The 22,626-nt window shown below is 71.4% G+C and carries 18 protein-coding genes; 11 read left to right on the top strand and 7 right to left on the bottom strand.

Annotation, left to right across the window (positions count from 1 at the left end):
• Positions 1-9 precede the first annotated feature (9 nt).
• Both RWH43_RS11835 and RWH43_RS11830 read left to right on the top strand, forming a co-directional pair.
• Positions 10-1,542, top strand: a complete 1,533-nt coding sequence (locus RWH43_RS11835; protein WP_144834669.1) for a sugar ABC transporter ATP-binding protein — start codon at positions 10-12, stop codon at positions 1,540-1,542.
• Positions 1,535-2,548 (top strand): LacI family DNA-binding transcriptional regulator, encoded by a 1,014-nt coding sequence (locus RWH43_RS11830; RefSeq protein ID WP_154097743.1) that lies wholly within the window; start codon positions 1,535-1,537, stop codon positions 2,546-2,548. Before RWH43_RS11835 ends, RWH43_RS11830 begins: the two co-directional genes overlap by 8 nt.
• A 60-nt stretch (positions 2,549-2,608) precedes the next feature.
• Here the strand turns inward: RWH43_RS11830 and RWH43_RS11825 are convergent, their stop codons facing one another.
• Positions 2,609-4,135, bottom strand: a complete 1,527-nt coding sequence (locus tag RWH43_RS11825) for a CitMHS family transporter (protein ID WP_316001574.1) — start codon at positions 4,133-4,135, stop codon at positions 2,609-2,611.
• A gap of 191 nt (positions 4,136-4,326) precedes the next feature.
• Between RWH43_RS11825 and RWH43_RS11820 the strand changes: the two genes are divergently transcribed.
• Both RWH43_RS11820 and RWH43_RS11815 read left to right on the top strand, forming a co-directional pair.
• Positions 4,327-5,958 carry a sensor histidine kinase gene (locus tag RWH43_RS11820; RefSeq protein ID WP_186325566.1) on the top strand — a complete coding sequence of 544 codons (1,632 nt, stop codon included), beginning with the start codon at positions 4,327-4,329 and terminating at the stop codon, positions 5,956-5,958.
• Positions 5,955-6,605 carry a response regulator gene (locus RWH43_RS11815; protein ID WP_144834674.1) on the top strand — a complete coding sequence of 217 codons (651 nt, stop codon included), beginning with the start codon at positions 5,955-5,957 and terminating at the stop codon, positions 6,603-6,605. Before RWH43_RS11820 ends, RWH43_RS11815 begins: the two co-directional genes overlap by 4 nt.
• 254 nt (positions 6,606-6,859) lie before the next feature.
• Here the strand turns inward: RWH43_RS11815 and RWH43_RS11810 are convergent, their stop codons facing one another.
• A complete protein-coding gene (locus RWH43_RS11810) occupies positions 6,860-8,146 on the bottom strand; it encodes an alpha-amylase family glycosyl hydrolase (protein WP_251507548.1) in 1,287 nt (428 codons plus the stop codon).
• A gap of 100 nt (positions 8,147-8,246) precedes the next feature.
• Entirely contained in the window at positions 8,247-9,473 is a 1,227-nt protein-coding gene (locus RWH43_RS11805; protein ID WP_316001573.1) for an ROK family protein, read from the bottom strand.
• 144 nt (positions 9,474-9,617) lie between these two features.
• On the opposite strand from RWH43_RS11805, the gene RWH43_RS11800 reads away from it, so the two are divergent.
• The 4 genes from RWH43_RS11800 (at position 9,618) to RWH43_RS11785 (ending at position 14,483) form a co-directional block, all read left to right on the top strand.
• Complete coding sequence (locus RWH43_RS11800; RefSeq protein WP_316001572.1) at positions 9,618-10,931, top strand: ABC transporter substrate-binding protein; 1,314 nt, start codon at positions 9,618-9,620, stop codon at positions 10,929-10,931.
• Entirely contained in the window at positions 10,928-11,842 is a 915-nt protein-coding gene (locus RWH43_RS11795; protein ID WP_144784467.1) for a carbohydrate ABC transporter permease, read from the top strand. Before RWH43_RS11800 ends, RWH43_RS11795 begins: the two co-directional genes overlap by 4 nt.
• 110 nt (positions 11,843-11,952) lie before the next feature.
• On the top strand, positions 11,953-12,774 hold the full coding sequence (locus RWH43_RS11790) for a carbohydrate ABC transporter permease (protein ID WP_144784729.1): 822 nt from the start codon (positions 11,953-11,955) through the stop codon (positions 12,772-12,774).
• A complete protein-coding gene (locus tag RWH43_RS11785) occupies positions 12,732-14,483 on the top strand; it encodes a glycoside hydrolase family 13 protein (RefSeq protein WP_437127389.1) in 1,752 nt (583 codons plus the stop codon). The genes RWH43_RS11790 and RWH43_RS11785 overlap by 43 nt, the downstream gene beginning before the upstream one ends.
• A 159-nt stretch (positions 14,484-14,642) precedes the next feature.
• Here RWH43_RS11785 and RWH43_RS11780 read toward each other — a convergent pair whose 3' ends face one another.
• The 4 genes from RWH43_RS11780 to RWH43_RS11765 are packed head-to-tail and all read right to left on the bottom strand — an operon-like array spanning position 14,643 to position 18,734.
• Positions 14,643-15,455 (bottom strand): glycosyltransferase family 2 protein, encoded by an 813-nt coding sequence (locus RWH43_RS11780; RefSeq protein WP_144834684.1) that lies wholly within the window; start codon positions 15,453-15,455, stop codon positions 14,643-14,645.
• Complete coding sequence (locus tag RWH43_RS11775) at positions 15,452-16,459, bottom strand: hypothetical protein (RefSeq protein ID WP_316001571.1); 1,008 nt, start codon at positions 16,457-16,459, stop codon at positions 15,452-15,454. The genes RWH43_RS11780 and RWH43_RS11775 overlap by 4 nt, the downstream gene beginning before the upstream one ends.
• The gene (locus RWH43_RS11770; protein ID WP_230705196.1) at positions 16,453-17,589 is read right to left on the bottom strand and encodes a glycosyltransferase; all 1,137 of its coding nucleotides are present in this window, start codon (positions 17,587-17,589) and stop codon (positions 16,453-16,455) included. Before RWH43_RS11770 ends, RWH43_RS11775 begins: the two co-directional genes overlap by 7 nt.
• Positions 17,586-18,734, bottom strand: coding sequence for a glycosyltransferase (locus RWH43_RS11765; protein WP_186325569.1), 1,149 nt, complete (start codon positions 18,732-18,734; stop codon positions 17,586-17,588). The genes RWH43_RS11770 and RWH43_RS11765 overlap by 4 nt, the downstream gene beginning before the upstream one ends.
• A 31-nt stretch (positions 18,735-18,765) precedes the next feature.
• Here RWH43_RS11765 and RWH43_RS11760 point away from each other — a divergent pair, with 31 nt between their 5' ends.
• Genes RWH43_RS11760 through RWH43_RS11750 form a run of 3 tightly spaced genes read left to right on the top strand, consistent with a single transcriptional unit; the run spans position 18,766 to position 22,057 of the window.
• Positions 18,766-19,734: a WcbI family polysaccharide biosynthesis putative acetyltransferase gene (locus RWH43_RS11760; protein ID WP_316001570.1), complete on the top strand. Its 969-nt coding sequence runs from the start codon at positions 18,766-18,768 to the stop codon at positions 19,732-19,734.
• Positions 19,731-20,729, top strand: a complete 999-nt coding sequence (locus RWH43_RS11755) for a glycosyltransferase (protein WP_230705194.1) — start codon at positions 19,731-19,733, stop codon at positions 20,727-20,729. The genes RWH43_RS11760 and RWH43_RS11755 overlap by 4 nt, the downstream gene beginning before the upstream one ends.
• On the top strand, positions 20,726-22,057 hold the full coding sequence (locus RWH43_RS11750) for a glycosyltransferase family 2 protein (RefSeq protein ID WP_316001569.1): 1,332 nt from the start codon (positions 20,726-20,728) through the stop codon (positions 22,055-22,057). Before RWH43_RS11755 ends, RWH43_RS11750 begins: the two co-directional genes overlap by 4 nt.
• The last annotated feature ends 569 nt before the right edge of the window (positions 22,058-22,626 follow it).

Below are 22,626 nucleotides of genomic sequence, written 5' to 3'. Positions count from 1 at the left end.
ATTGACCCCATGTCCGCCGTCGCTCCGCCCCTCCTCGAGGTGCGCGGAGCGACGGTGCGTTTCGGGGTCGAATCGGCCCTCGCCGACGTCGACTTCCGGTTGCTGCCCGGCGAGGTGCACTCGCTCATGGGCGAGAACGGCGCCGGCAAGTCGACCCTCATCAAGGCGATCACCGGGGCGTTGCGCCTCGACGCCGGCGAGATCGCGCTCGACGGCCGCGTCGTGCGGCTGTCGTCGCCGGCCGACGCGCAGGCCCGTGGCATCTCCACCGTCTACCAAGAGATCGACCTGCTGCCCAACCTGACCGTCGCCGAGAACATCTCGCTCGGCCGCGAACCCCGCCGCTTCGGCGTCATCGATCACCGGGCCATGCGGCAGCGGGCCGACGAGGCGCTCGCGGCGCTCGGCGTCGACATCGACGCGGCCTCGGTGCTGTCGTCGCACCCGCTGGCGGTGCAGCAGCTCGTCGCGATCGCCCGTGCCGTCTCGACCGACGTTCGCGTGCTCGTGCTCGACGAACCCACCTCCAGCCTCGACGCCGACGAGGTCGCCGAACTGTTCCGCGTCATCCGCGACCTCAAGGCGCAGGGGATCGCGATCGTGTTCGTCTCGCACTTCCTCGACCAGGTCTACGAGATCTGCGATCGCGTGACGGTGCTGCGCGGAGGACGCCTGGTCGGCGAGTACGGCACCCGCGAACTCCTGCGCATCGATCTCGTCGAGAAAATGCTCGGCGCCACGGCCGAGGCGCTCGCCCCGCTCGGCCAGCGCTCCACCGACCCGGCCGAGGGCCCCACCGTGCTGAGCGCCCGGGGCATGGCATCCGGACCCCGCCTGCGCGGCGCCGACCTCGACATCGCTGAGGGCGAGGTCATCGGAGTGGCGGGCCTGCTGGGCTCGGGTCGCAGCGAGCTCGCGCGGGCGCTCACCGGCGTCGACCACCCCGACGCGGGCGAGCTGCGCATCGACGGCGACCCCGTGCGTTTGGCGACTCCGCGAGAGGCGATTCGGCGTCGCGTCGCGTACTCGTCTGAGAACCGGCGCACCGAGGGGGTCATCGGCGACCTCAGCGTGCTCGACAACATCACCCTGGCGCTGCAGGCCCAGCGGGGCGTGTTCCACCGACTGAGCACGGCGCGGCGGCGCGAGCTCGCGATGAGCTGGGTCGAGGCGCTGCACATCCGCCCCGCCGACATCGATCGTCCCGTCTCGACGCTGTCGGGCGGCAATCAGCAGAAGGTGCTCCTCGCGCGCCTCCTCGCGCTGTCGCCGCGCCTCATCGTGCTCGACGAACCGACCCGCGGCATCGACGTCGGCGCCAAGGCCGAGATTCAACGCCTCGTCGGTGAACTCAGCGACAACGGCCTGTCGATCGTCTACATCTCCGCCGAGCTCGACGAGGTGCTGCGCGTGGCCCATCTGGTGGCCGTGATGCGCGACGGCGAGCTCGCCCAGATCGTGCCGGCCGCCGATCTCACCTCCGACGCGCTGCTCGCACTCGTCGCCGGTCACACCACCCCGGAAGCGGGTGACGGTGGCTGACGACAAGACCTCCCGCACCGCCAACATCTTCGACGTCGCACGCCTGGCGGGGGTGTCGCACCAGACGGTGTCGCGCGTGCTCAACAACATGCCCAACGTGCGCCCCGCCACCCGCGCGCGCGTCGAGCAGGCGATCGCGCAGCTGCGGTACAGCCCGTCGCCGGCCGCACGCGCGCTGGTCACGCGGCGCACGCGCACGATCGGCCTCGTCACCCCCGGCACGGTCGACTACGGCCCGTCGTCGATCGCGACGAACTTCAACTTCGCCGCCCGCGCGGCGCGCTACAACGTCGACGCCATCAGCTCGCCGCAGAACGACGTGGCCGCGGTGCGCACCGCCATCGACGGGTTGTTGAAGCAGCGAGTGGATGCCATCGTGCTCGTCGTGGTCGACACCGAGGTGCTCGCGGCGGTGCAGGCCCTCGACATCGACATCCCCGTCGTCGCCTCGGCCAGCAGCGCCCGGCCGCACCCGCGCCTCGTCGCGATCGACCAGTACCGCGGGGCTCGGGGAGCGGTGCGCCACCTGCTCGAGGCGGGCTACGACACGGTGCGCCACATCGCCGGCCCGGCCCGCAACCCCGATGCCGTCGAGCGTCTGCGCGGATGGCGCGACGAGGTCGCGGCGGCGCGCGCGCAGTCGACCCCGGCCGTGCACGGCGACTGGTCGGCGGCGAGCGGCTACCGCATCGCGTCGGAGGCCGACCTCACCCCCGGCGAGGGGATCTTCGTCGCCAACGACCACATGGCGATCGGCGTGTTGTCGGCCCTGCGCGAGCGGGGCCTGCGGGTGCCCGAAGACATCGGCGTCGTCGGCTTCGACGACGTGCCCGAGGCCGCGTTCGTCTACCCCTCGCTGACCACGGTGCGGCAAGACTTCGCCGCTCTGGGCGAGATCCTCATGCAGAAGGTGCTGCTGCTCGTCGAAGAGCCCGACACCGTCACCGAGAGCACGCCCCTGCCGACGCGCCTGATCGTGCGCGCCTCGGCCCCGCCCGCGCGCTGAGTCGTTCCCACGAGAAAACCCCGGATGCCATGGCATCCGGGGTCTCGTCGCATTCGGGCCTCAGCCCAGCAGAGGCACCGCGCCGACGAGCACGCCGACCGCGAGCATCACCAGCGAGACCACGGTCGCGCGCCACAGCACCTTCTTGTGGTGGTCGCCGAGGTTGACCCCGGCGAGCGAGACGAGCAGCAGGATCGCGGGGACCAGCGGGCTCTGAAGGTGCACCGGCTGGCCGGTGATCGAGGCGCGGGCCATCTCGACCGGGGCGATGCCGTAGTTCGCCGCGCTCTCGGCCAACACCGGGAGGATGCCGAAGTAGAACGCGTCATTCGACATGAAGAACGTGAACGGGATCGACAGCACACCCGTGATGACGGCGAGGAACGGCCCCATCGACGCGGGGATGACCTGGGTGATCCAGTCGGCCATGGCGGTGACCATGCCCGTGCCGTTGAGCACGCCGACCAGCACGCCGGCCGCGAGCACCATCGACACGACCCCGACGATGCTGGGTGCGTGGGCGACGATCTCGTCGGCCTGAGAGCGCAGCTTCGGGAAGTTGATCACGAGCGCGATCGCGGCGCCGACCATGAACACGAAGGCCAGGGGGAACAGGTCGAGCACCAGCAGCACCATGACCGCGATGGTCAACGCGAGGTTGAACCAGATGAGCTTGGGTCGCAGGGTCGCGCGGTTGGGGTCGAGCATCGTGTCGGCCATCGCCGTGTCGGCGGCCTCGACGAGCTGCGGGGCGGCGACGGCGGCCCCGCCACCGCGGACGGTGACGATGTTGCCTGTGCGCAGCGACGCGAGGGCGCCGGGCTTGTGCTCGGCTCCGCGGAAGATCTTCGGGGCGCCGAGGCGACCGAAGCCTCCCGGGCCGTCGATCTTGTCGGTGTCGATCGCGCCGGCGAGGCGCTTGCGCTCCGACAGGCCGAGGAACCAGGCGAAGGCGAGAGAGACGACCAGGCCCGCGAGCAGTGAGGGGATCATCGGCACGAAGACGTCGGTGGGCTGCAGGCCGAGGGCGGTGGCGGCGCGAACGGTCGGGCCACCCCACGGCACGATGTTCAGCGTGCCGTTCATGAGGCCCGCGACGCAGGTGAGCACGACGGGGCTCATGCCCAGGCGCAGGTAGAGCGGCAGCATCGCCGAGGTGGTGATGATGAAGGTGGTCGAGCCGTCGCCGTCGAGCGAGACCGCGCCGGCGAGGATCGCCGTGCCGAGCACGATCTTGGCCGGGTCGTCGCGCAAGAAGCGCGTGATGACGCGGATGAGCGGGTCGAACAGTCCGACGTCGATCATGATGCCGAAGTACATGATGGCGAACAGCAGCAGGGCCGCCGTGGGGGCCATCTTGCCGATCGCGTCGATCACCATGTCGCCCAGGCCGAAGCCGGCGCCCGCGATGAGGCCGAACACGGTGGGCACGATGATGAGGGCGACCATCGGGGTCATGCGCCGCGTCATGATCAGCGCCATGAACGACAGGACCATGAGGAAGCCGAGGGCGACGAGCACTCCGTCGGCGGGCGTGTAGGCCACCGCGTACTCTTCGGCTTCGGCCGCAAGGATCAGGGGGGTCATCGCGACTCCTTCGTCGTGGATGCCGGCACGGGGCGCGCCGTCGATTCGGTGACACTACGGACGCGGGGTGCTCGGCCGCGCGCTTGCTCGCATTGCGGGGCGTTATGCGCGTACCGTGTGTTCTGCGCATTTCGCGCACAGAGCCGTGCGCGCCGCCCCGTGCGCCGAAGACGACGAGCGAGGAGGTGCGCATGCGGTTCGCCACGCGGATGCTCCTCGTGCAGATCGCCACCCAGCTCGTGGTCGTTGTCGTCTGCACCGCCGTCTTCGCCTGGCTCGGCGTGCAGCAGCTCAAGGCCGAGGCCGATTCCTCCGCCCTCAACATCGCCCGCTCCGTGGCCGAGGCGCCCGAGGTGCGCGAGCGCGTGGCGCAGTACTCGGCCGATCCCGGGACTCCGGATGCCGCGGACCTCCGCGGCGGCGCGCTGCAGCAGTACGCGGCCGATGTGACCGCCCGCACGCAGGGCCTGTTCGTCGTGATCACCGACGACCACGGCATCCGCCTCGCCCATCCCGATCCGAATCGCTTGGGCGAGGTGGTCAGCACGAGCTTCGCCGACGCTCTCGCCGGGCGCGAGGTCGTGACGTGGGAGACGGGGACGCTGGGCGAATCGGCCCGCGCCAAGGTGCCGGTCTATCCGCCCGGCGGGGGAGCGCCCGTGGGCGAGGTGAGCGTCGGCTTCGAGCGCGCGAGCGTGTTCGACGACCTCCCTGCCCTCATCGGCGGGATCGCGGTGGCCGTGGCGCTCGCCGTGGCGATCGGGGCGGTGGTCGCCCTGCTCATGCGCCGACGGCTCGAGCGACTGACCCTGGGCGTCCAGCCCGAAGAACTCGTCTCGCTCGTGCAGACGCAGACCGCCGTGCTCGAGAGCGCCGACGAGGGAGTGCTCGCCCTCGACGACGCCGGTGTCGTGCGGGTGTGCACGCCCTCCGCCGAGCGGCTTCTCGGGATCACGGATGCCGTCGGCCACCGCCTCGACGAGCTCGGGCTCCCGCCCGCCGTCGTCGCCGCCCTGTCGGCACCGGGTGCGTCGAGCGGGCTCCCGCTGGGAGATCGCGTGGTCTTCCTCGACGTGCGTCCGGTGCGCCGCGGCACGCGGACACTCGGCCGGGTGGCGACGCTGCGCGACCGCACCGACGTCATCGCCCTGTCCGGCCGTCTCGACAGCGTGCGCGCCATGGGCGATGCCCTGCGCGTGCAGCGCCACGAGAACGCCAACCGCCTGCACGCCGCGGTGGGCCTTCTCGACGCCGGACGCATCGACGAAGCACGCGCGTTCCTCGCCGATCTCGTCGACCGCGGATCGGTGGACTGGGCCGTGCCCGGCATCGAGCTCGTCGGCGACCCCATGCTGCAGTCGTTCCTCGGTGCCAAGGCGCTGTCGGCGCGCGAACGCGGGGTCGCCCTGCGCGTGGCTGACGACACGTTCTCGAGCGCGCCCATCGACGACGTCGAAGATGTGGTCGCCGTGCTCGGCAACCTCATCGACAACGCCGTGACGGCGGCGGCATCCGCTCCCGAACCCCGTGGGGTCGAGGTGAGCGTGCTCGACGACGCCGACGCGGTCGTGCTGACGGTGGCCGACACGGGACCGGGCATAGCCGACGTCGAGGCGATCTTCGCGCCGCGCGAGCGCGGAGACGATCCCGATGCCGTGCACGGACTGGGTATCGGACTCCCGCTCTCGCGCGAGTTCGCCCGACGCCGGGGCGGCGAGGTGTGGGTGGTCGACGCCGGGTGCGGTGATCACGGCGCGGTGGTTGCGGCAAGACTGCCGGGCGTGCGGGGCGGGACGAGCGAGCGAGAGGGAATCAGCGAGTGAACGGCATCCGGGTTCTGGTCGTCGACGACGACTTCCGCGTGGCGGGGCTCCACCGCGATGCGGTGGCGGCGCGGCCGGGCTTCGTCGCGCTCGAACCGGCGCGCACGGTCGGCGAGGCTCGCGCCGCGGTGGCCGCGCACGCGCCCGACCTCGTGCTGGCCGACGTGTACCTGCCCGACGGCGACGGCATCGAACTCGTGCGCTCGCTCGACGTCGACGCGTTCGTGCTGTCGGCGGCGACGGATGCCTCGACCGTGCGCCGCGCGTTCTCGGCCGGTGCGCTGGCCTATCTCGTCAAGCCGTTCGACACGCGCGTGCTCGCCGAGCGCCTCGACCGCTTCGCGCGCTACCGCAATCTGCTGTCGAGCCCGCGCCCGCTCTCGCAGGATGACATCGATCGGGCAGCCGCCGCGATGCGGGGCGAGCGCGACGGACCCTCGCTCGCGCGGTCGGCGACCGAGCAGACCGTGCTCGCCGCGCTCGGCGCCGACGAGGCGTCGGCGACCGAGGTGGCCGAGCGCATCGGGGTCTCGCGTGCGACGGCGCAGCGCCACCTCACGGCGCTCGCCGAACGCGGGCTCGTGCAGGTGAGCCTGCGGTACGGCAGCACCGGTCGCCCCGAGCACCGCTTCCGCGCCGGCGCCTGACGCGGTCGCTGAGCCTGTCGAAGCGCGGTCGCTGAGCCTGTCGAGGCGTCCGCGGTCGTCTGCGGGTCCTGGTCCCGGTGAGCGGTCGCTGAGCCTGTCGAAGCGCGGTCGCTGAGCCTGTCGAGGCGTCCGCGGTCGTCTGCGGGTCCCGGTCCCTTCGACAGGCTCAGGGACCTCGCTGTCGGCTCAGGGGCCTCGCTGTCGGCTCAGGGACCTCGCTGTCGACTCAGGGGCCTTGCTGTCAGCGCAGGGACTCAGCCCTCCAGCACCGCCCACCCGCGCGGGCCGAGCTCGACCCGCCCGTCGGCGAGGCTCCCGTCGCCGGTGACGACCGTGCGCGCGTCGGCGGCGGGCACCGACACCGCCTCGTCGCCGATGTTCAGCGCCACCACGACCGCGTCGTCGCCGACCGCGGTGCGCAGCACGATCGCGGCGTTGGCGACCTCCACCACGTCGGTGTGCGCGCGCCAGAGCCACGGCTTGCGGCGGCGCAGCGCGATGAGCGCGCGGTGCGTCTCGAGGATCCGCTCGTCCACCTCGCCGACCTCCGCGGCCGATGCCGGAAACTCCGGCCGCACCGCGTCGTCGCCGCCCTCGCGCTCCTCCTTCACGCCGGTCCACCCGAACTCGTCGCCGGCGTAGACCGACGGGGTCCCCGCGACAGTGAAGAGCACGGCGAGGGCGTGCGGCACGAGATCGGATCCGATGGCCGAGGCGATGCGGGTGACGTCGTGGTTGCCGACGAACGTCTGCGGCGCGAAGGTGGCGAGCAGTTCGTCGTGCCGCTCGATCGCGTGACTCAATTCGAAGAGGTTTCCGTCGGCGATGCCGTGCCAGATGCCCTGCCACAGCTCGTACTGCGTCAGCGAGTCCATCGTCGAGGCGCGCACGATCGCGGGGCCGTCCCCGTGGATGACCTCGCCGACGAACCACGCCTCGGGGAACCTCTCGCGCACCCGCGGAAGCACCGCGGCCCAGAACTCCGGCGGCACCGCGTACGCGGCATCCAGTCTCCACCCGTCGATCCCGCGCTCGAGCCAGTGGCACATCACGTCGACCACGAGGTCGGCGACCGCCGGCGACGAGTGGTCGAGGGCGACGAGCGCGCCGTGCCCCTCGAACACCTCGGCCTCGAACCGTCCGTCGACCCACCGCCCGCGGAACAGCTGCGGACCGTCCTCGGTCGCGGTCCGGAACGCGGGGTGCGCGCGCCCGACGTGGTTGAAAACCCCGTCGAACAACACGCGGATGCCGCGCTCCCGAGCCCCCGCGAGCAACCGGTCGAGATCGCCGTCGTCGCCGAGTCGCGGGTCGATGCGCAGGTGGTCGACAGTGTCGTAGCCGTGGGTCTCCGACGCGAACACCGGGCCGAGCAGGAGCCCGTTCAGGCCGAGCTCGATGACGTGGTCCAGCCAGGGGTCGAGCAGGCCCAGACGGTGCACGATCTCGGCATCCGGCCCCTCGCCGTCGCGGATCGGTGCGCCGACGAAGCCGAGCGGGTAGACGTGCCACCACATGACGTGTTCGGGCCACGAAGGCATGAGGTCTCCACCTGCCCGGGGATCGGACCGGACCCCTCGACGCTATCCGTCCGCGCGATCCGCGCCGCGGGGGTTGTCCTGTCGTTCCGGATGCCGTGACTCAGGCCCGCACGCGATCCTCGGGCAGCGCGAAGACGGGCAGATCGAGGGCGTTCTCGCGCGCCGCCTCGACGGCGGCAGCGACGGCGCCGATCGAGACGATGTCGGCGCCGAGGGCCGAGGCGACGATCTCGGGGGCGGGCAGGTCGAGAGCTCGCGGAAGGGCGGCGATCGCGGCGTCGATGATGGGACCCGCGCCCGCGGCGATCGCTCCCGAGACGATCACGCGGTCGACGTCGAAGAGGCTGCCGAAGATGCCGACCACGCCGGCCAGCGCCCCGCCCACCCGACGGGCGATGGCGAGCGCCCCGGCGTCCCCCGCAGCGGCGAGGTCGAGCACGGTCTTGGCGTCGAGGGACTCGGGGTCGATCCCGCGCAGCGCGCTGTCGGCCGGAAGGCTGCCGTCGGCGAGCGCCGCCCGCGCCGCGTCGACGCAGCGGGGCGCGAGCCCCTCGGCGCTGCCCACGCCCTCGACACGGTCGAAGGCGACGGTCTCACCGGCGCCGCCGTGTTTTCCGCGCAGAAGGCGGCCGTCGAGGTGGACGCCGGCGCCGAAGCGCTCCCCGGCGAGCAGGGCGACGAAGTCGTCGCAGCCGACGGCGGCTCCCCGTGCGCGCTCGGCCACGGCGGCGAGAGAGGCGTCGTTCTCCACGCGGACGACCGGCGACCAGGCCTGGAACGTGTCGACGAAGCCGGGGTTCATGCGCTCCCAGAACCGGTCGTGGTGCACGGGCGAGCGTCCGTGACGGTCGACGGGGGCGGGCACCCCGACGCACATCGCGACGATGTCGCTCCTTTCGCGTCGCGCGCGCGTGAGGGTCGCGTCGACGATCGTCTCGGCAGCGCGTCGGCGTCGCTCGGGGGAGTCGCGTTCGGGGTCGACGGCCAGGCGGGAGGTCGCGAGCGTCGCGCCGCGCAGGTCGGCCACGGTGGCGGTCACGTGCCCGCGACCGGCGTCGACGCCGACGATAACGCCGGAGCCGGGCTGGAAGGCGAAGCGTCGCGCGGGCCGGCCCTTGGAGTACTCCCCGACGGCGCGGGCGTTCGGCATCTCGGCCAGCAGTCGTCGGGCCGTCAGCTCGTCGAGCACGTCGATCGCCGTCGACCGGGTCACCCCGACGGTCGCGATCACATCGCTCGCGGTGAAGGCGTCGACATCCCACGCGTGGCGCAGCACGGCGTCGAGGCTGTGCCGACGCAGCGAGGGCGTGGCGGTCACGGCGTCCATCGGCATCCGCCCCTCTGTCGCGTCGCGCCCGGTGCTCTTGACCGGCCTGCGTCCCGATGCAATACTGCCTCCACGACATTGATTTGGCGACTAGATTTAGTCGCTGATACAACATATTCGCAGTGCGGCGGAGGAGGAAACCAGGTGTCGACGAAGACCAGAGCCGGGCGACGATGGCTCGCGGCGACCGCGGTGGGGGTGCTCGGGGCGAGTCTGCTCGCGGGATGCTCGGCCGACGGGCGCGAGACCATCCGCTTCACCTTCAGCAAGCGCGAGGCGCTGTCGTTCATGAACGACGTCGTCGCGCAGTACAACGCCTCTCAAGACGAGGTGCGCGTCGAGATGGACAGCTCGGGTGTCGACGTCGTGTCGGCGAGCTTCGTCCGCGGCAACCCGCCCGACATCATGCTCGCCAACTACAACTACGAGGTCGCCCGCTTCGTCCAGCGCTGCGCGCTCAGCGATCTCAGCGGCACCGCGGCCGCCGCGAGCGTCCGCGAAGACCTCCAGCCGCTCATGGACCAGTACGGCTCGTGCGCGGGTCGCACCAGCGCCCTGCCGTACTCGGTGATGGCGGCATCCGTCATCTACAACACGCAGATCTTCGACCAGCTCGGGCTCCAGGTGCCCACCACCTACGACGAGCTCATCCAGGTCGCCGAGACCCTGACGCAGAACGGCGTGACCCCGTTCTACGGCACCTTCAAAGACGACTGGACCGTCGCGCAGGGCTGGTACGACTACTCCGTGGGCGGCTCGCTCGACGTCATCGACTTCTTCGACGGCCTCGCCGGCGAGGGCGCGCAGGTCGGGCCTGACTCGCCGGTGTCGTTCGCGAAGGACTTCACCGAGCCCATGAACCGCATGCTCGAGCTGGCGCAGAACTACACGAATCCGGATGCCGAGAGCCGGGCCTACGGCGACGGCAACCTCGCCTTCGCCCAGGGCGAGGCGGGCATGTACCTGCAGGGACCGTGGGCGCTCGGCGAGATCGCCAAGACCGCGCCCGACCTGCCCGTCGGCACGTTCCCGCTGCCCATGACCGACGACCCGGCCGACCTCAAGGTGCGCGTCAACATGGACCTCGCCGCGATCATCCCCGAGGCCTCCCGCCATCAGGACGCCGCCCGTGACTTCCTCGAGTACCTCTACCAGCCCGAGATCATCGAGGCGTACAACGAGTCGCAGCTCGGGTTCGCCCCCACCACGGACGCCCCCTCACCGAGCGACCCGCGCGTGGCCGGGATGATCCCGTACTACGACGAGGGGCGCATCTACCAGGGCGCCTCCGTCCTGGTGCCCAAGACGATCCCGACCTTCAACTACGCCCAGGCGATGATCTTCGGCGCCTCGCCCGAGGCCACCCTGCGCACGATGGACGAGGACTGGTCGCGCCTGGCGTTCCGCCAGCCCCCGGCCTCGACGAACGATGCCGCTGGCGAGGAGGCCGCGCGATGACCACCACCACCACGATCGTCACGGGAGGCAAGGCGACAGCGCGTCGCAGCTCCCGTCGGGTCGAGCCGATCTACTACCTGTTCCTGCTGCCGACGCTCGTGCTGTTCACGCTCGCGATCACGGTTCCGGGTCTCATCGGCATTTTCTTCAGCTTCACCGACTCGATCGGCCTGGGGGAGTGGAACTTCACCGGGCTCACCAACTACATCGCGATCTTCAGCGACCCGGCCATCCTGCAGGCGTATCTGTTCACGTTCGGCTTCTCGGTCGCGACCGTGATCGTCGTCAACGTGGCGGCGTTCCTGCTCGCCGTCGGGCTGACCGCGCAGATCCGCTTCAAGAAGGCGCTGCGCACGGTCTTCGTCATCCCGATGGTGATCTCCGGCATCATCATCGCCTACGTCTTCAACTTCCTCTTCAGCAACTCGGTGCCCGAGGCGGGGGCGGCCCTCGGCATCCCGTGGCTCGAGACGAGCCTGCTCGCCAACCCCGACCTCGCATGGGTCGCGATCGTGATCGTCACCGCGTGGCAGGCCATCCCCGGCACGCTCCTGATCTACATCGCGGGTCTGCTGGCGGTGCCCGGCGACGTGTACGAGGCCGCCGGCCTCGACGGGGCGAGCAAGACCCAGCAGCTGCTGCGCATCACGCTGCCGCTGGTGGCCGGGTACGTCGTGATCAACGTCATCCTCGGCTTCAAGGGCTTCTTGAACGCGTACGACATCATCGTCGGTCTCACCGGCGGTGGCCCCGGCACCGCGACCCGCAGCGTCGCGATGTCGATCATCTTGGGATTCAACGGAGGCGACTACGCCTACCAGATGGCCAACGCCGCGCTCTTCTTCGTGGTCGCCGTCGTCATCTCACTCCTGCAGCTCTCGCTGACCCGGGGAAGGAACACCCTGTCATGACCGCCCTCAACCAGCCCGCCCTCGCCGTCGAGCAGGCGGAGCTCACCCTCCCCGAGCGTCAGGGGCCTGCTGGCTTCGAGCCCTCGCGCCGCCGCTCGCGTCGCGTCGGCATGGAGCGCGTCAACTGGCCCACGACGACCATCCTCGTGCTGTGCGCCCTCACCGTACTGCTGCCGCTGTACGTCACCGTCTCGATGGCGTTGAAGAGCGGCACCCAGGTCGTCGACGGCAACGCGTTCTCGTTCCCCTCGCCGATCAGCTTCGACGGGTTCGTCCAGGCATGGACGCTGACGAAGTTCCCGGTGGGCCTGGCGATCTCGCTGCTGGTCACCGCCGGCACCGTCGTCGCCACGATCATCCTCGCGGCCTTCGCCTCCTACGCGATCGCCCGCAACTGGGATCGCAAGCTCTTCCGCTACTCGTTCTTCTACCTGCTCGCGGCCATGTTCATCCCGTTCCCCGTCGTCGCGCTGCCGCAGATCCAGCTGACGGGCCGGGTCGGGCTCGACAACCCGCTGGGCGTGATCATCCTCGCCACGATGTTCCAGCTCAGCTTCAGCGTGCTGCTGTTCACCGCGTTCCTGCGCTCGATCCCCCTCGAACTCGAAGAGAGCGCGCGCATCGACGGCGCGACCACGTGGCAGACGTTCTGGCAGCTGATCTTCCCGCTGCTGGCGCCGATGAGCGCGACGGTCGGCATCTTCGCCTTCCTCTACGCGTGGAACGACTTCATGATGCCCTCGCTCATCATCAGCGACCCGGCCTTGCAGACCCTGCCGGTGCGTCAGAACCTGTTCCAGACGCAGTTCTCCAACAACTACAACGTCGCCTTCGCCTCGTACCTCATGGCCATGGCCCCCGCGATCGTCGCCTATCTCTTCACCCAGCGATGGGTGATGGCGGGCGTCACGCAGGGCGCCGTCAAGGGCTGACCGACCATCCCCTCGAAAGGACAACCGTGACCACCGCAGCACCGTCCGCACACGCTCGCGAACTCTCCGACGCCCCCGACTGGTGGCGCCAGGCCGTCGTGTACCAGGTCTATCCCCGCAGCTTCGCCGACACGAACGGCGACGGCCTGGGCGACATCCCCGGCATCACCTCGCGCGTTCCGTACCTGGCCGAGCTGGGGGTGGATGCCATCTGGCTCAGCCCCTTCTACCCCTCGGCCCTCGCCGACGGCGGCTACGACGTCGCCGACTACCGCGACGTCGACCCGCGGCTGGGGACCCTGGCCGACATGGACGAGCTCATCGCGCAGCTGCACGCCCACGGCATCCGCGTCGTCGTCGACATCGTGCCGAACCACACCTCGAACGACCACGCCTGGTTCCAGGAGGCCCTGGCCGCCGGCCGCGGGTCGGCCGCCCGCGAGCGCTACATCTTCCGCGAGGGCACCGGACCCGACGGGGCCGAGCCGCCCACCGACTGGGTGTCGGTCTTCGGCGGATCCGGGTGGGAGCGCGTCGCCGACGGCCAGTGGTACTTCCACAACTTCGACGTCTCGCAGCCCGATCTGAACTGGTCGAACCCCGAGGTGCGCGCCGACTTCGTGAAGACCCTGCGGTTCTGGAGCGACCGCGGCGTCGACGGGTTCCGCATCGACGTGGCGCACATGCTCACCAAAGACCTCAGCGAGCCCCTGCCCTCGCAGGCCGAGCTCGACGCGATGCCGATCGATGGGAACCACCCGCTGCTCGACCGCGACGACGTGCACGAGGTCTACGCCGAATGGCGCGCGGTGTTCAACTCGTACGACCCGCCGCGCACCGCCGTGGCCGAGGCGTGGGTGCACCCCTCGCGCGTGCCGCTGTACGCGAGCGCCGAGAGCCTCGGCCAGTCCTTCAACTTCGACCTGCTCGAGGCCGACTTCGATGCGCGCCAGTTCCGCACGATCGTGGCCGACAACCTCGCCCTCGCCGCGACCTCGGGCTCGTCGACCACGTGGGTGCTGTCGAACCACGACGTCGTCCGTCACGCCACGCGGTACGGCCTTCCCGACGCCGAGCGCGGCGACGACGGGCGCCCGACGCTCAAGCACGGCAACGAGTGGCTGCTCTCGGGTGGGCAGTCGCCGACCCTCGACGCCGAGCGAGGCGAGCGCCGTGCGCGCGCGGCCGCACTGTTCGTGCTGGGCCTGCCCGGCTCCGCGTACCTGTACCAGGGCGAGGAGCTCGGCCTGCACGAGGTGGCCGAGATCCCCGACGACCAGCGCCAGGACCCGACGTTCTTCCGCAGCCGCGGAATCGATCAGGGACGCGACGGATGCCGCGTGCCGTTGCCCTGGTCGGAGTCGGGAACCGCTTTCGGGTTCGGAGAGGGCGGGGCGCACCTGCCGCAACCGGACTGGTTCGCCACCTACGCCGTCGATCTGCAGGACGGCGACCCCGCGTCCACCCTCACGCTCTACCGCCGCGCCCTCGGTCTGCGGCACGAACTGCAGACCGACGAGCAGCTCACGTGGGTCGACGCGGCCGGCGACGAGGTCGTGGCGTTCGAGCGCCCGAACGGCTGGACCGTGGTGACCAACTTCGGCGACCAGCCGGCGCCCCTGCCCGCCGGCGAGGTGCTGGTGTCGAGCCGCGCGCTCGACGGCGACACGCTGCCGGGCGAGACGACGGTCTGGCTGCGTCGCGCCTGACGCCCTGACTGCCCGTCGCGTCCCGGCTCCCGCCCCGTCCCGCGCCCCGCGATCCGTGTGGGGAGCGGGGCGGCGGGCGCCTCGCACACACCGCTGAGCGTCCACGACACCCGGTCCGGGTCTCCCGGCACTCCGGGTGTCGTGGACACCCCGCAGGCCTCAGGCCGTGCGCACCCACTCGTCGCCGCGGCGCTCGATCGCCCCGGCCGCGGCGAAGGCGTCGAGCCATCCGCCCATCGGCCACGACCCCCATCGGCGGTGGAACGTCGCACCGTTGCGCAGGATGTCGTCGAGATGCTGCCACGGGGGAGACGACACCGGATGCCACTGGTGGAACGCATCGGCCCCGCCCACCCAGTGCATCTCGACGTCGGCGTCGCGAGCCGTCCAGGCGAGGTCGGTGTCTTCGGCGCCGTAGCCCTCGTAGTCGGCGTGGAAGCCGCCGATCCGGGCCCAGGTCGCGGGTGTCACCGCGAACGACAGCGACCAGAACAGGTCGTACTCCGGCGGGGCCGCGGGTCGCGTCCACCCCGACGGCAGGGCCGGTCGCGCCCGGTGAGGGCGTACGAGGAACGGCAGGTCGGATGCCGACTCCGGGCGTTGCACGCTCGCCAGGTACGTCACGGCTCCGGCCAGGATCGCGTCGGGGTGCGCGGCCGCGGCGGCGCGGTACGTGGGCAGGAGGTCGGGACCCGGCAGGCAGTCCACGTCGAGGAAGACGAGAAGTTCCGCACCCGCTTCCAGGGCCCGTGCGGCGGCGCGGTTGCGCCCTTCGCCCACGCGCATTCCGTGCGGCCCCGGCGGCACGTGCAGCGTGAGGGTGTCGGCATCCGGAACCTGCGTCGGGGGCGTCTCGTCGAGCCACGCCTCGACCCGTACGATGTCGTCCGCCACCTCCGCCAGCACGCGTCGCTGTCGTTCGAGGTGTTCCTGCCGCGCCGCCGAGGCGACGGTGATGACGGCCGTCTTCACGGCAGTACCGCTTCGATGGCCGAGGCCATGCGCCGGGCGGCTCCCGCGACCTGCCAGAGCGCCCAGTCGGGGTCGTCGCCGGCGGCGCTCTCGACGAGGGTCACGAGGTCGTCGGCCGAGACGGTCTGATCGGCGCGACGCGCGAGCCCCCATCGGCCGAGGGCGTCGGCGGTGTGGTGCTGCTCGTCGAACGGTCGGTCCTGCGAGATGACGACGGCTCGAGATCCGGATGCCGCGAGGTCGGCGACGCTGTTCTGGCCCGCCGCGCTGACCACGACGGTGCTGCGCGTGAGCAGGGGCCACGGGTCGTCGATGCGGGAGGCCTCGTCGTGCCCGATCGCGGTGACCTCCCACCCGCGGGCGCGCAGGCGGTCGGTCGCCTCTTCGCGGATGTCGTCGTCGAGCACTCGACCCAGCAGCAGCACGGATCGCTCGTCGCGGGCGCCGTCGTCGGGCCGGCCGTCGTACCGTGAGATCCCACCGGTCCACATCACGCGGTCGGCGTGCTCCGCGAGTCCCGTGGTCGAGACGGCGCCGTGGGCCCAGGGCGCGACGATGCGGTCGGCCAGGGCGTAGGCCAGGGCGTGCGGAAGGTCCGTGCGTTCGCCGGGCTGCGTCACCGCGACGGTGTGCAGTCCGAGCAGGCGCCCGAAGGCCACGACCTCGGCGCTCACATCGACGACGAGCACGCGCAGGTCGCGGTCATCGGCGGTGGCCGCGATCGCCGCCAAGCGCGCGCGATGCCCGGGGTGCCCGTGCGGGGCCCAGTGCAGGTGTCCGCGGGCGGTCGGCTCGGCGTGACGCGGATCGACGATCGTGCCGTCCGCGTCCTCGAACGAATCGGCGTCCGGGGGCAGTTCGATCCACTCGACCTCGGGCGACAGGCCCGCCGGCCGCGGCATCGACGAGAACGCCACGACGGGCTCGTGCAGGTGCGGTGAGACGGCGAGGAAGCGGGCGACGTGCCCGTATCCGTGGTGGTGGACGTACCAGCCGATCACCACGACACCGCCGGCACGCGGCGCGCCGGTACCGGCTGCGCGATGTGGGCGAGCACGCGCTCGACCTCGCGGTGGCGCTGCGCGAGCGAGTGCTGCCGCACGGTGGCGCGACGCGTCCACACGCGGGTGAGCGGCTCGCGTGCACCGGTGGCGGCGAGATGAGCAGCGGCCTGGGCGAGGGCCACGACGTCCCCGGCGGTGACGGTGATGGCGCCGGGGATTCCGGCGATCACCTCCGACACCCCGCCGATGTCGAACGCCGCGACGGGGGTCCCCGTCGCGAGGGCCTCGACGATGACCAGACCGAACGGTTCCTCCCACATCGGGGTGACCAGGGCGACGGCCGACGAGCCGACCAGGCGGCAGAGATCCGGTTGCCGCAGCGGTCCCACGTACCGCGCGTGCACTCCCAGGCGCGGAACGATCTCCTGCTCGAAGTAGTCCACGTCGCCGATGCGGCCGGCCAGCACGATGTGCGCTCCGGCTTCGCGGGCGGCCTCGATGGCGAGGTGCGGCGCCTTCTCGGGCACGACGCGCCCCGTCCAGACCCACGAGGTCCCGCCCGCGCCACGGGTCCACTGCTCGGTGTCGACGCCGTTGGGGAACACGAACGCGTCGACCCCTTCGACCGACCACGCCCGCGCCGTCGCCTGGCTCACCGCGACGAATCGATGCGAGCTGTCGCGCACGTCGGCGGCGGCTTCGAGCAGAGGCTCGAGCGGAGGGGTGTGCAGCGTCGTGACGACCGGGATGTCGGCCTCGCGGCTCCAGCGGATGGGAGCGGGGTGCAGGCTGTGGTTGTCGACGACGTCGTAGAGGTGACGGTCGGCGATGAGGCGGTCCCGCGCGACGGCGAAGGCGGCGTCCACCGCGTCGGCGTAGCCGCTGGGGTAGTCGGTGTCGGAGGCGTCTTCGGGCCGTGTCCACTCGGGGGTCGGCAGGCGGAACTCCGCGGTCTCGCCCAGGAAGTCCGAGCCGTCGGCGGCGCACAGCGTCACGTCGTGGCCGCGGGAGCGCAGCCAGCGCACGCGATCCCAGACGGCCGCTTCGAGTCCGCCGGCGTGCGGCTGCCGCAGGGCGTAGCGCGAGGGTGCGACCACGAGCACGCGCAGCGGTCGCTGCCCGCGGATCACGCGGCCACCTCCGCCGAGAGAGCCCGTCGGTAGACCTCGCGGTGCGCCGCGCGCACCGCCGCCCACTCCGTGAGGCGGTCGGCTCGGCGCCTTTCGACCTCGGCGGCGCGACGCCGTGAGCCCGGTGTCGACCACGCGGGATCGGTCGCGCCGACGATGGCGCGGGCGAGCGAGAGCGGATCGCCGACGCCGAAGGTGTGGAAGTCGCCCGGGTGCTGCGCCGCGATGTGACCGACGCGCGTGCCGATCACGGGAACGGCCAGGTCGTAGCAGAGTTCCGCCCAGCCCGACTGGGTGCCGTGGCGGTAGGGAAGCAGGCACGCGTCGAGGTCGGCGAGCCACGTCGAGAGCTCGTCGTCGTCCTGCCGCGGACCGCGTTCGACCCGCACGCCGTCGCACTTCTCGGCGAGCAGGGCGATGGATGCCGCGGCCTCGTCGTCGCGGACGCGTTCGTTCATCCGCACGACGCCCTCGACGCGCGCATCTTGCGCGCGCAGGTCCGCGATCGCACGCACGAGGGTGGCGACGGTGCCGACGCCGTCGATGTTCGGACGCAGGTCGCGCAGATGCACGCCCACCCGCGTCAGATCGTGTGCGGTGCCCATCGGCCGCTCAGCCTCGCCCAGCAGCGTGGGGTGCGCGATGACCGTGGGGGAGCGGTGCGCGATCGCGCGGACCTCCTCCGCGGCGGTGTCGGTCAGGGTGATGAGCTCGTCCGCGGCCTCCGCGAGCACGGCGACCGAGGCGCGATGCTCCTCCTGGGCGCTCAACTGCGGGTTCTCGAGGTCGTGCACCGTGTAGACCAGCGGCTTTCCGAGGCGGCGCAGGGTTGCGACGGTGTCGGCGAGCTCGTCGGGGCGGTACGACTCGATGCCGAAGTGCACGTGCACGAGGTCGAACTCCGCGGCGTGCTGCTCGAGCCACGTCGGCAGCAGCACCTGGGGCGGCCACCATTGCCCGGCCGGAGCGCCGGGCGGCGGCGGATCCGCCAGCAGGTGCACGTGCGCGGGGTCGGCGACGGCGGTGACGTAAGGGTGGGCCGAGGGAACGGCGGCGACTCGAACCGGGGGGACGGTGGTGGCGACGATCTTCTCCTCCTCGTGGCGTTGCGTGCGTAGGGATGCGCGTACCGCATCACCAGGCACATCGCAATGCAACGGGGCGGTTGTGACGACGATGGCACCGACGGATACGTTCCTCATCATGGGTGGCGAGAGGCCGGGGCTGCACAGCCTTGCGGATCACGGCGACGCGGTGATAGCGCGCCGGGCGCACTACGCCGCCTTCTTCGGCGACGCGGCTCCCCCCGCGGGCTTCGGGCTCGTCGTGGGCAACTGCCAGGCGGAGTCGCTGCGCCTCGTCATCTCCTCCGACGGGCTGCCGGCGATCCGCGTGCCGGCGGTGCACGAACTCGACGCGGCCGACGCGGAACGCCTGCACGCATTGCTGGCCGAGGCGGCGTTCCTTGTCGTCCAGCCGATCCGCGACGACTACCGCGGACTCCCGCTCGGCACCGCGCAGCTGCGCGCGGCCCTGCCGTCCGGGGCCCGCACGGTCACCGTCCCGGCCGTGCGCTTCGCCGGCCTGCATCCCTTCCAGGCGGTGCTGCGCCTCCCCGATTTCCCCGAAGATCCGCCGATCGTGGCGTATTACGACGTGCGCACGGTCGCTGCGGCGGCGGGGATCGCGGTGCCCCCGCGACTTCCGGCGCGCACCGTCCGCGAGATCGCCGACGCCTCGATCGCCGAACTGCGCCGCCGCGAGGCGATGGGGCTCGACGTCTCGGCATCCGACCTCTTCTCGCCCGTCGTCTCCGACCTCGCCCGCACGGTGAACCACCCTGGCAACGCGCTGTTCCTGCCCCTGGGCGAACGCATCGTGGCCGCGCTCGGCCGCCCGGGCCGGGTCGTCGACCCCGGCCGCCCGATCCTCGCGTCGGTGCGCGCGCCCCTCGAGTCGTGGGTCGTCGACGCGTGGGATCTCGACGACGCTCCCGAGCCCGACTGGATCGTCGCGGGGGAGCGCATGTCCGCGGAGGCCGTGCGCGACGCGCAATCGGCGTACTACGCCGCGCATCCCGCCCTGCTTGCGGCCGTCGTCGAGCGCATGACCCCACTCCTGCGCACCTGGGCGGCTGCGGCGTGACCGCGACGTCTTCGGTTCCGGATGCCGCCCCGCCCGTGCTCCTCGCGCCCCCGGGGCCGCACGGCGTCGCCGTCTACGCCCGGCAGATCGCGGCGGAGGTCGTGCGACGGGAGCCGTCGACGCGCACGGTGACGCCCGATGCTCTCGCCGAACTGCCGAGCGGGACGCCCGTTCACGCGCACGTGACCGACCGCCTCTGGGGCGCCTCGCCCGAGGACGCCGCGCGGGCCGTCGAGGCCCTCGCTTCCCGCCACCCGCTCACCGTCACCCTGCACGACGTGCCGCAGGAGTCCGATGGGGAGCAAAACCGCCCGCGCCGCCGGGCGTTCTACCGCGCGGTGGTCGAGGCCGCGCGCGGCGTGGTCGTCAACAGCGCCCATGAGCGCGAGCTGCTGCGTGAAGAGGGGGTGTGGAACGGCCCCGTCGCGGTCGTGCCGCTTCCCGTCGATTCCCCCTCGGACACCTCGGCCGGGCCCCTCGATGATTCGGTCGGTGTCCTGGGCTTCTTCTATCCCGGCAAGGGCCACGACGAGGCGCTGGACGCCGCGGTCGAGGCCGGCATGACGCGCCTCACCGTGCTCGGTCGCGCCTCCGACGGACACGCCGACGACCTCGCCGCCTTCGAGCGGCGCGCCGCGGATCGCGGAGTCCGGGTGGAGGTCACGGGGTGGCTCGACGATGTCGACATGGCCACGCGCGTGGGCCGGGTCGCGGTGCCGGTGATCGCGCATCGCCACGTCTCGGCATCCGGATCCCTCGCGTCGTGGATCGGATGGGGTCGCCGCCCTCTCGCCGTGCGCAACCGCTACGTCGACGAGATGGCCGCCCTGCGGCCCGGGACCCTGTCGCCCGTCGAGCCCGACGCCCTCGCGGCTGCCGTCTCGGCCGCGCGCGCCGATCCCGGGTCCACCTGGCACGGCCTCGACCGGGTGCCCTACGGTCGCGCCGACGCCGCGCGTGCCTACCTCGACTGGTGGAAGCAGGCGAGCGCGTGAGCGAGTCGCCGACCGGCGCATGGAACGACCGGATGCCGTGGGTGCCGGGCAACCGGTGGGATCTGCTCGCGCACCGCGAGCCCGAGCCGGTCCGGGTGAGCGTCATCGTCACCCACTACGACCAGCCCGCCGAGCTCGCCCGCACCCTCCTCGCCCTCGGCGCGCAGAACTATCCGGCCGATCTGCTCGAGGTGATCGTCGCCGATGACGGATCCCCCGACGAGCCCGTCGTCCCCGCCGGTGTCCGTCTCGTCCGGCAGGACGACCGCGGGTTCCGCGCCGCGGCGGCCCGCAACCTCGGGGTCGCGGCCGCCACGGGCGAGGTGCTGTGCTTCCTCGACGCCGACACGACACCCGAGCCCGACTACGTGCGCAAGATGGTGCGCCTGCCGACACTGCTCCCCGAAGCGGTGACCGTGGGACGCCGCCGCCACGCCGACCTCTCGGAGGCCCCGCTCGACGCTCCGATCGCGGAGGTGGCTCCCGCGCGAGAGCTCGACGAGCCCGCATGGCTGCGCGACGCCTATGCGCGCAGCGGAAACCTGCTCGACGCCGACGACCGTTCCTACCGCTACGTCATCAGCGCGGTGCTCGCGTGTTCGCGGAGCTTCTTCGCGGAGTCCGGGGGGTTCGACGAATCGTTCTCGTCGTACGGCGGCGAGGACTGGGAGTGGGCGCATCGTGCGTGGCAGGCCGGCGCGGTGTTCGCGCACGTCCCGGATGCCATCGCCTGGCACGACGGCCCGGATTGGGCCGGCCGGGAATCGGGCGACCATCGTCGCGCGGGCAACGAGCAGACCCTGCGTCTCGCATCGCTGATCCCCGTGGACGGGTCGTCCGCGCGAGGACTGCTGCCGGCTGCGCACGACCTCGAGGTGCGCCTACCCGCGGGGGTGGGGACCGCTGCGGCGTTCGTCTGCGTCGATTCCCTGCTCGTCGCCTTCCCCCGTGCACGAGTGGTGACGGATGCCGCGCGCGAGTCGGCGGTGCTGGGCCAGGACCCCCGTGTGTCCGCCGAGGCGGAGGACGACGTCCGCGTCGTGCTCGAGCTGCGTGTACCGGTGGTGGTGCTCGACCCCGAGCCTCTGGTCCGTGCGATCGCCGTGTTGAGTGGCGCGTCGGTCGGCACCGTGGAACTGGTGTCGCCCGAGGGAACGACGCTGGGCCACGCGATCAGTCGACGCGCGCTCCAGCGCCGACGCCGCTGGGACATGAGTGACGGGCATCACGTACGCACCGTCATCGTCGACGGAACGCACGCGGTGGGGCCGGAGCCCCACGTGGAGGCGTGGGTCGGGGGATGGGGCGGAGCAGACCGCTTCGCCTGAGAACCCGCATCCTTCCGCGGCCCCGGGGGCGCGACACGCCCGGGGAGTGGCTGGATTCGACGGGTCGGCCGTTCCCGCGTAACTTATTACTTGTTCGCCCCACAGGGGAGAGCGGAGCGGCCGGAAGGCCCCGCAGCCCCTCAAGTAGCGAACCACCCCCCAACACCAGATGTTGAGAGTTTCGACTCTTTGGTCTACAGTTGGGATCCTGCCAATCGGCACATATCCCCAGCAGAACATCTCCGTCCGGAGTTTTCGTGCTGTCGGTCGTGCCGAATCGGCAATCTAGTGAACTGCCTCACGGGTAGGTCGGAAGACTGTTTCCTGTGGGTGCGTCCGTTCCTTGAGAACTCAACAGCGTGCACTTGTCAAATGCCAATTTATTCCTCGTCGGTCCGTGTATTCGGATTGCGAGAAATTCCTTTGGATCAAAGACCAGCCCTTTTGGGGGTTGGCATATGGATACGTCAGTAATGATGTTTCTCTTTGGTCAGTTTCAAACTCGCTGCGGCCCCGTTTTCCCGGTGGTTGTATGCATTTCTTTTTTACGGAGAGTTTGATCCTGGCTC

The sequence above is a fragment of the Microbacterium algihabitans genome (assembly GCF_032464975.1).
Taxonomy (GTDB): Bacteria; Actinomycetota; Actinomycetes; order Actinomycetales; family Microbacteriaceae; genus Microbacterium; species Microbacterium algihabitans.
This window is presented reverse-complemented; position numbering and strand designations above follow the sequence as displayed.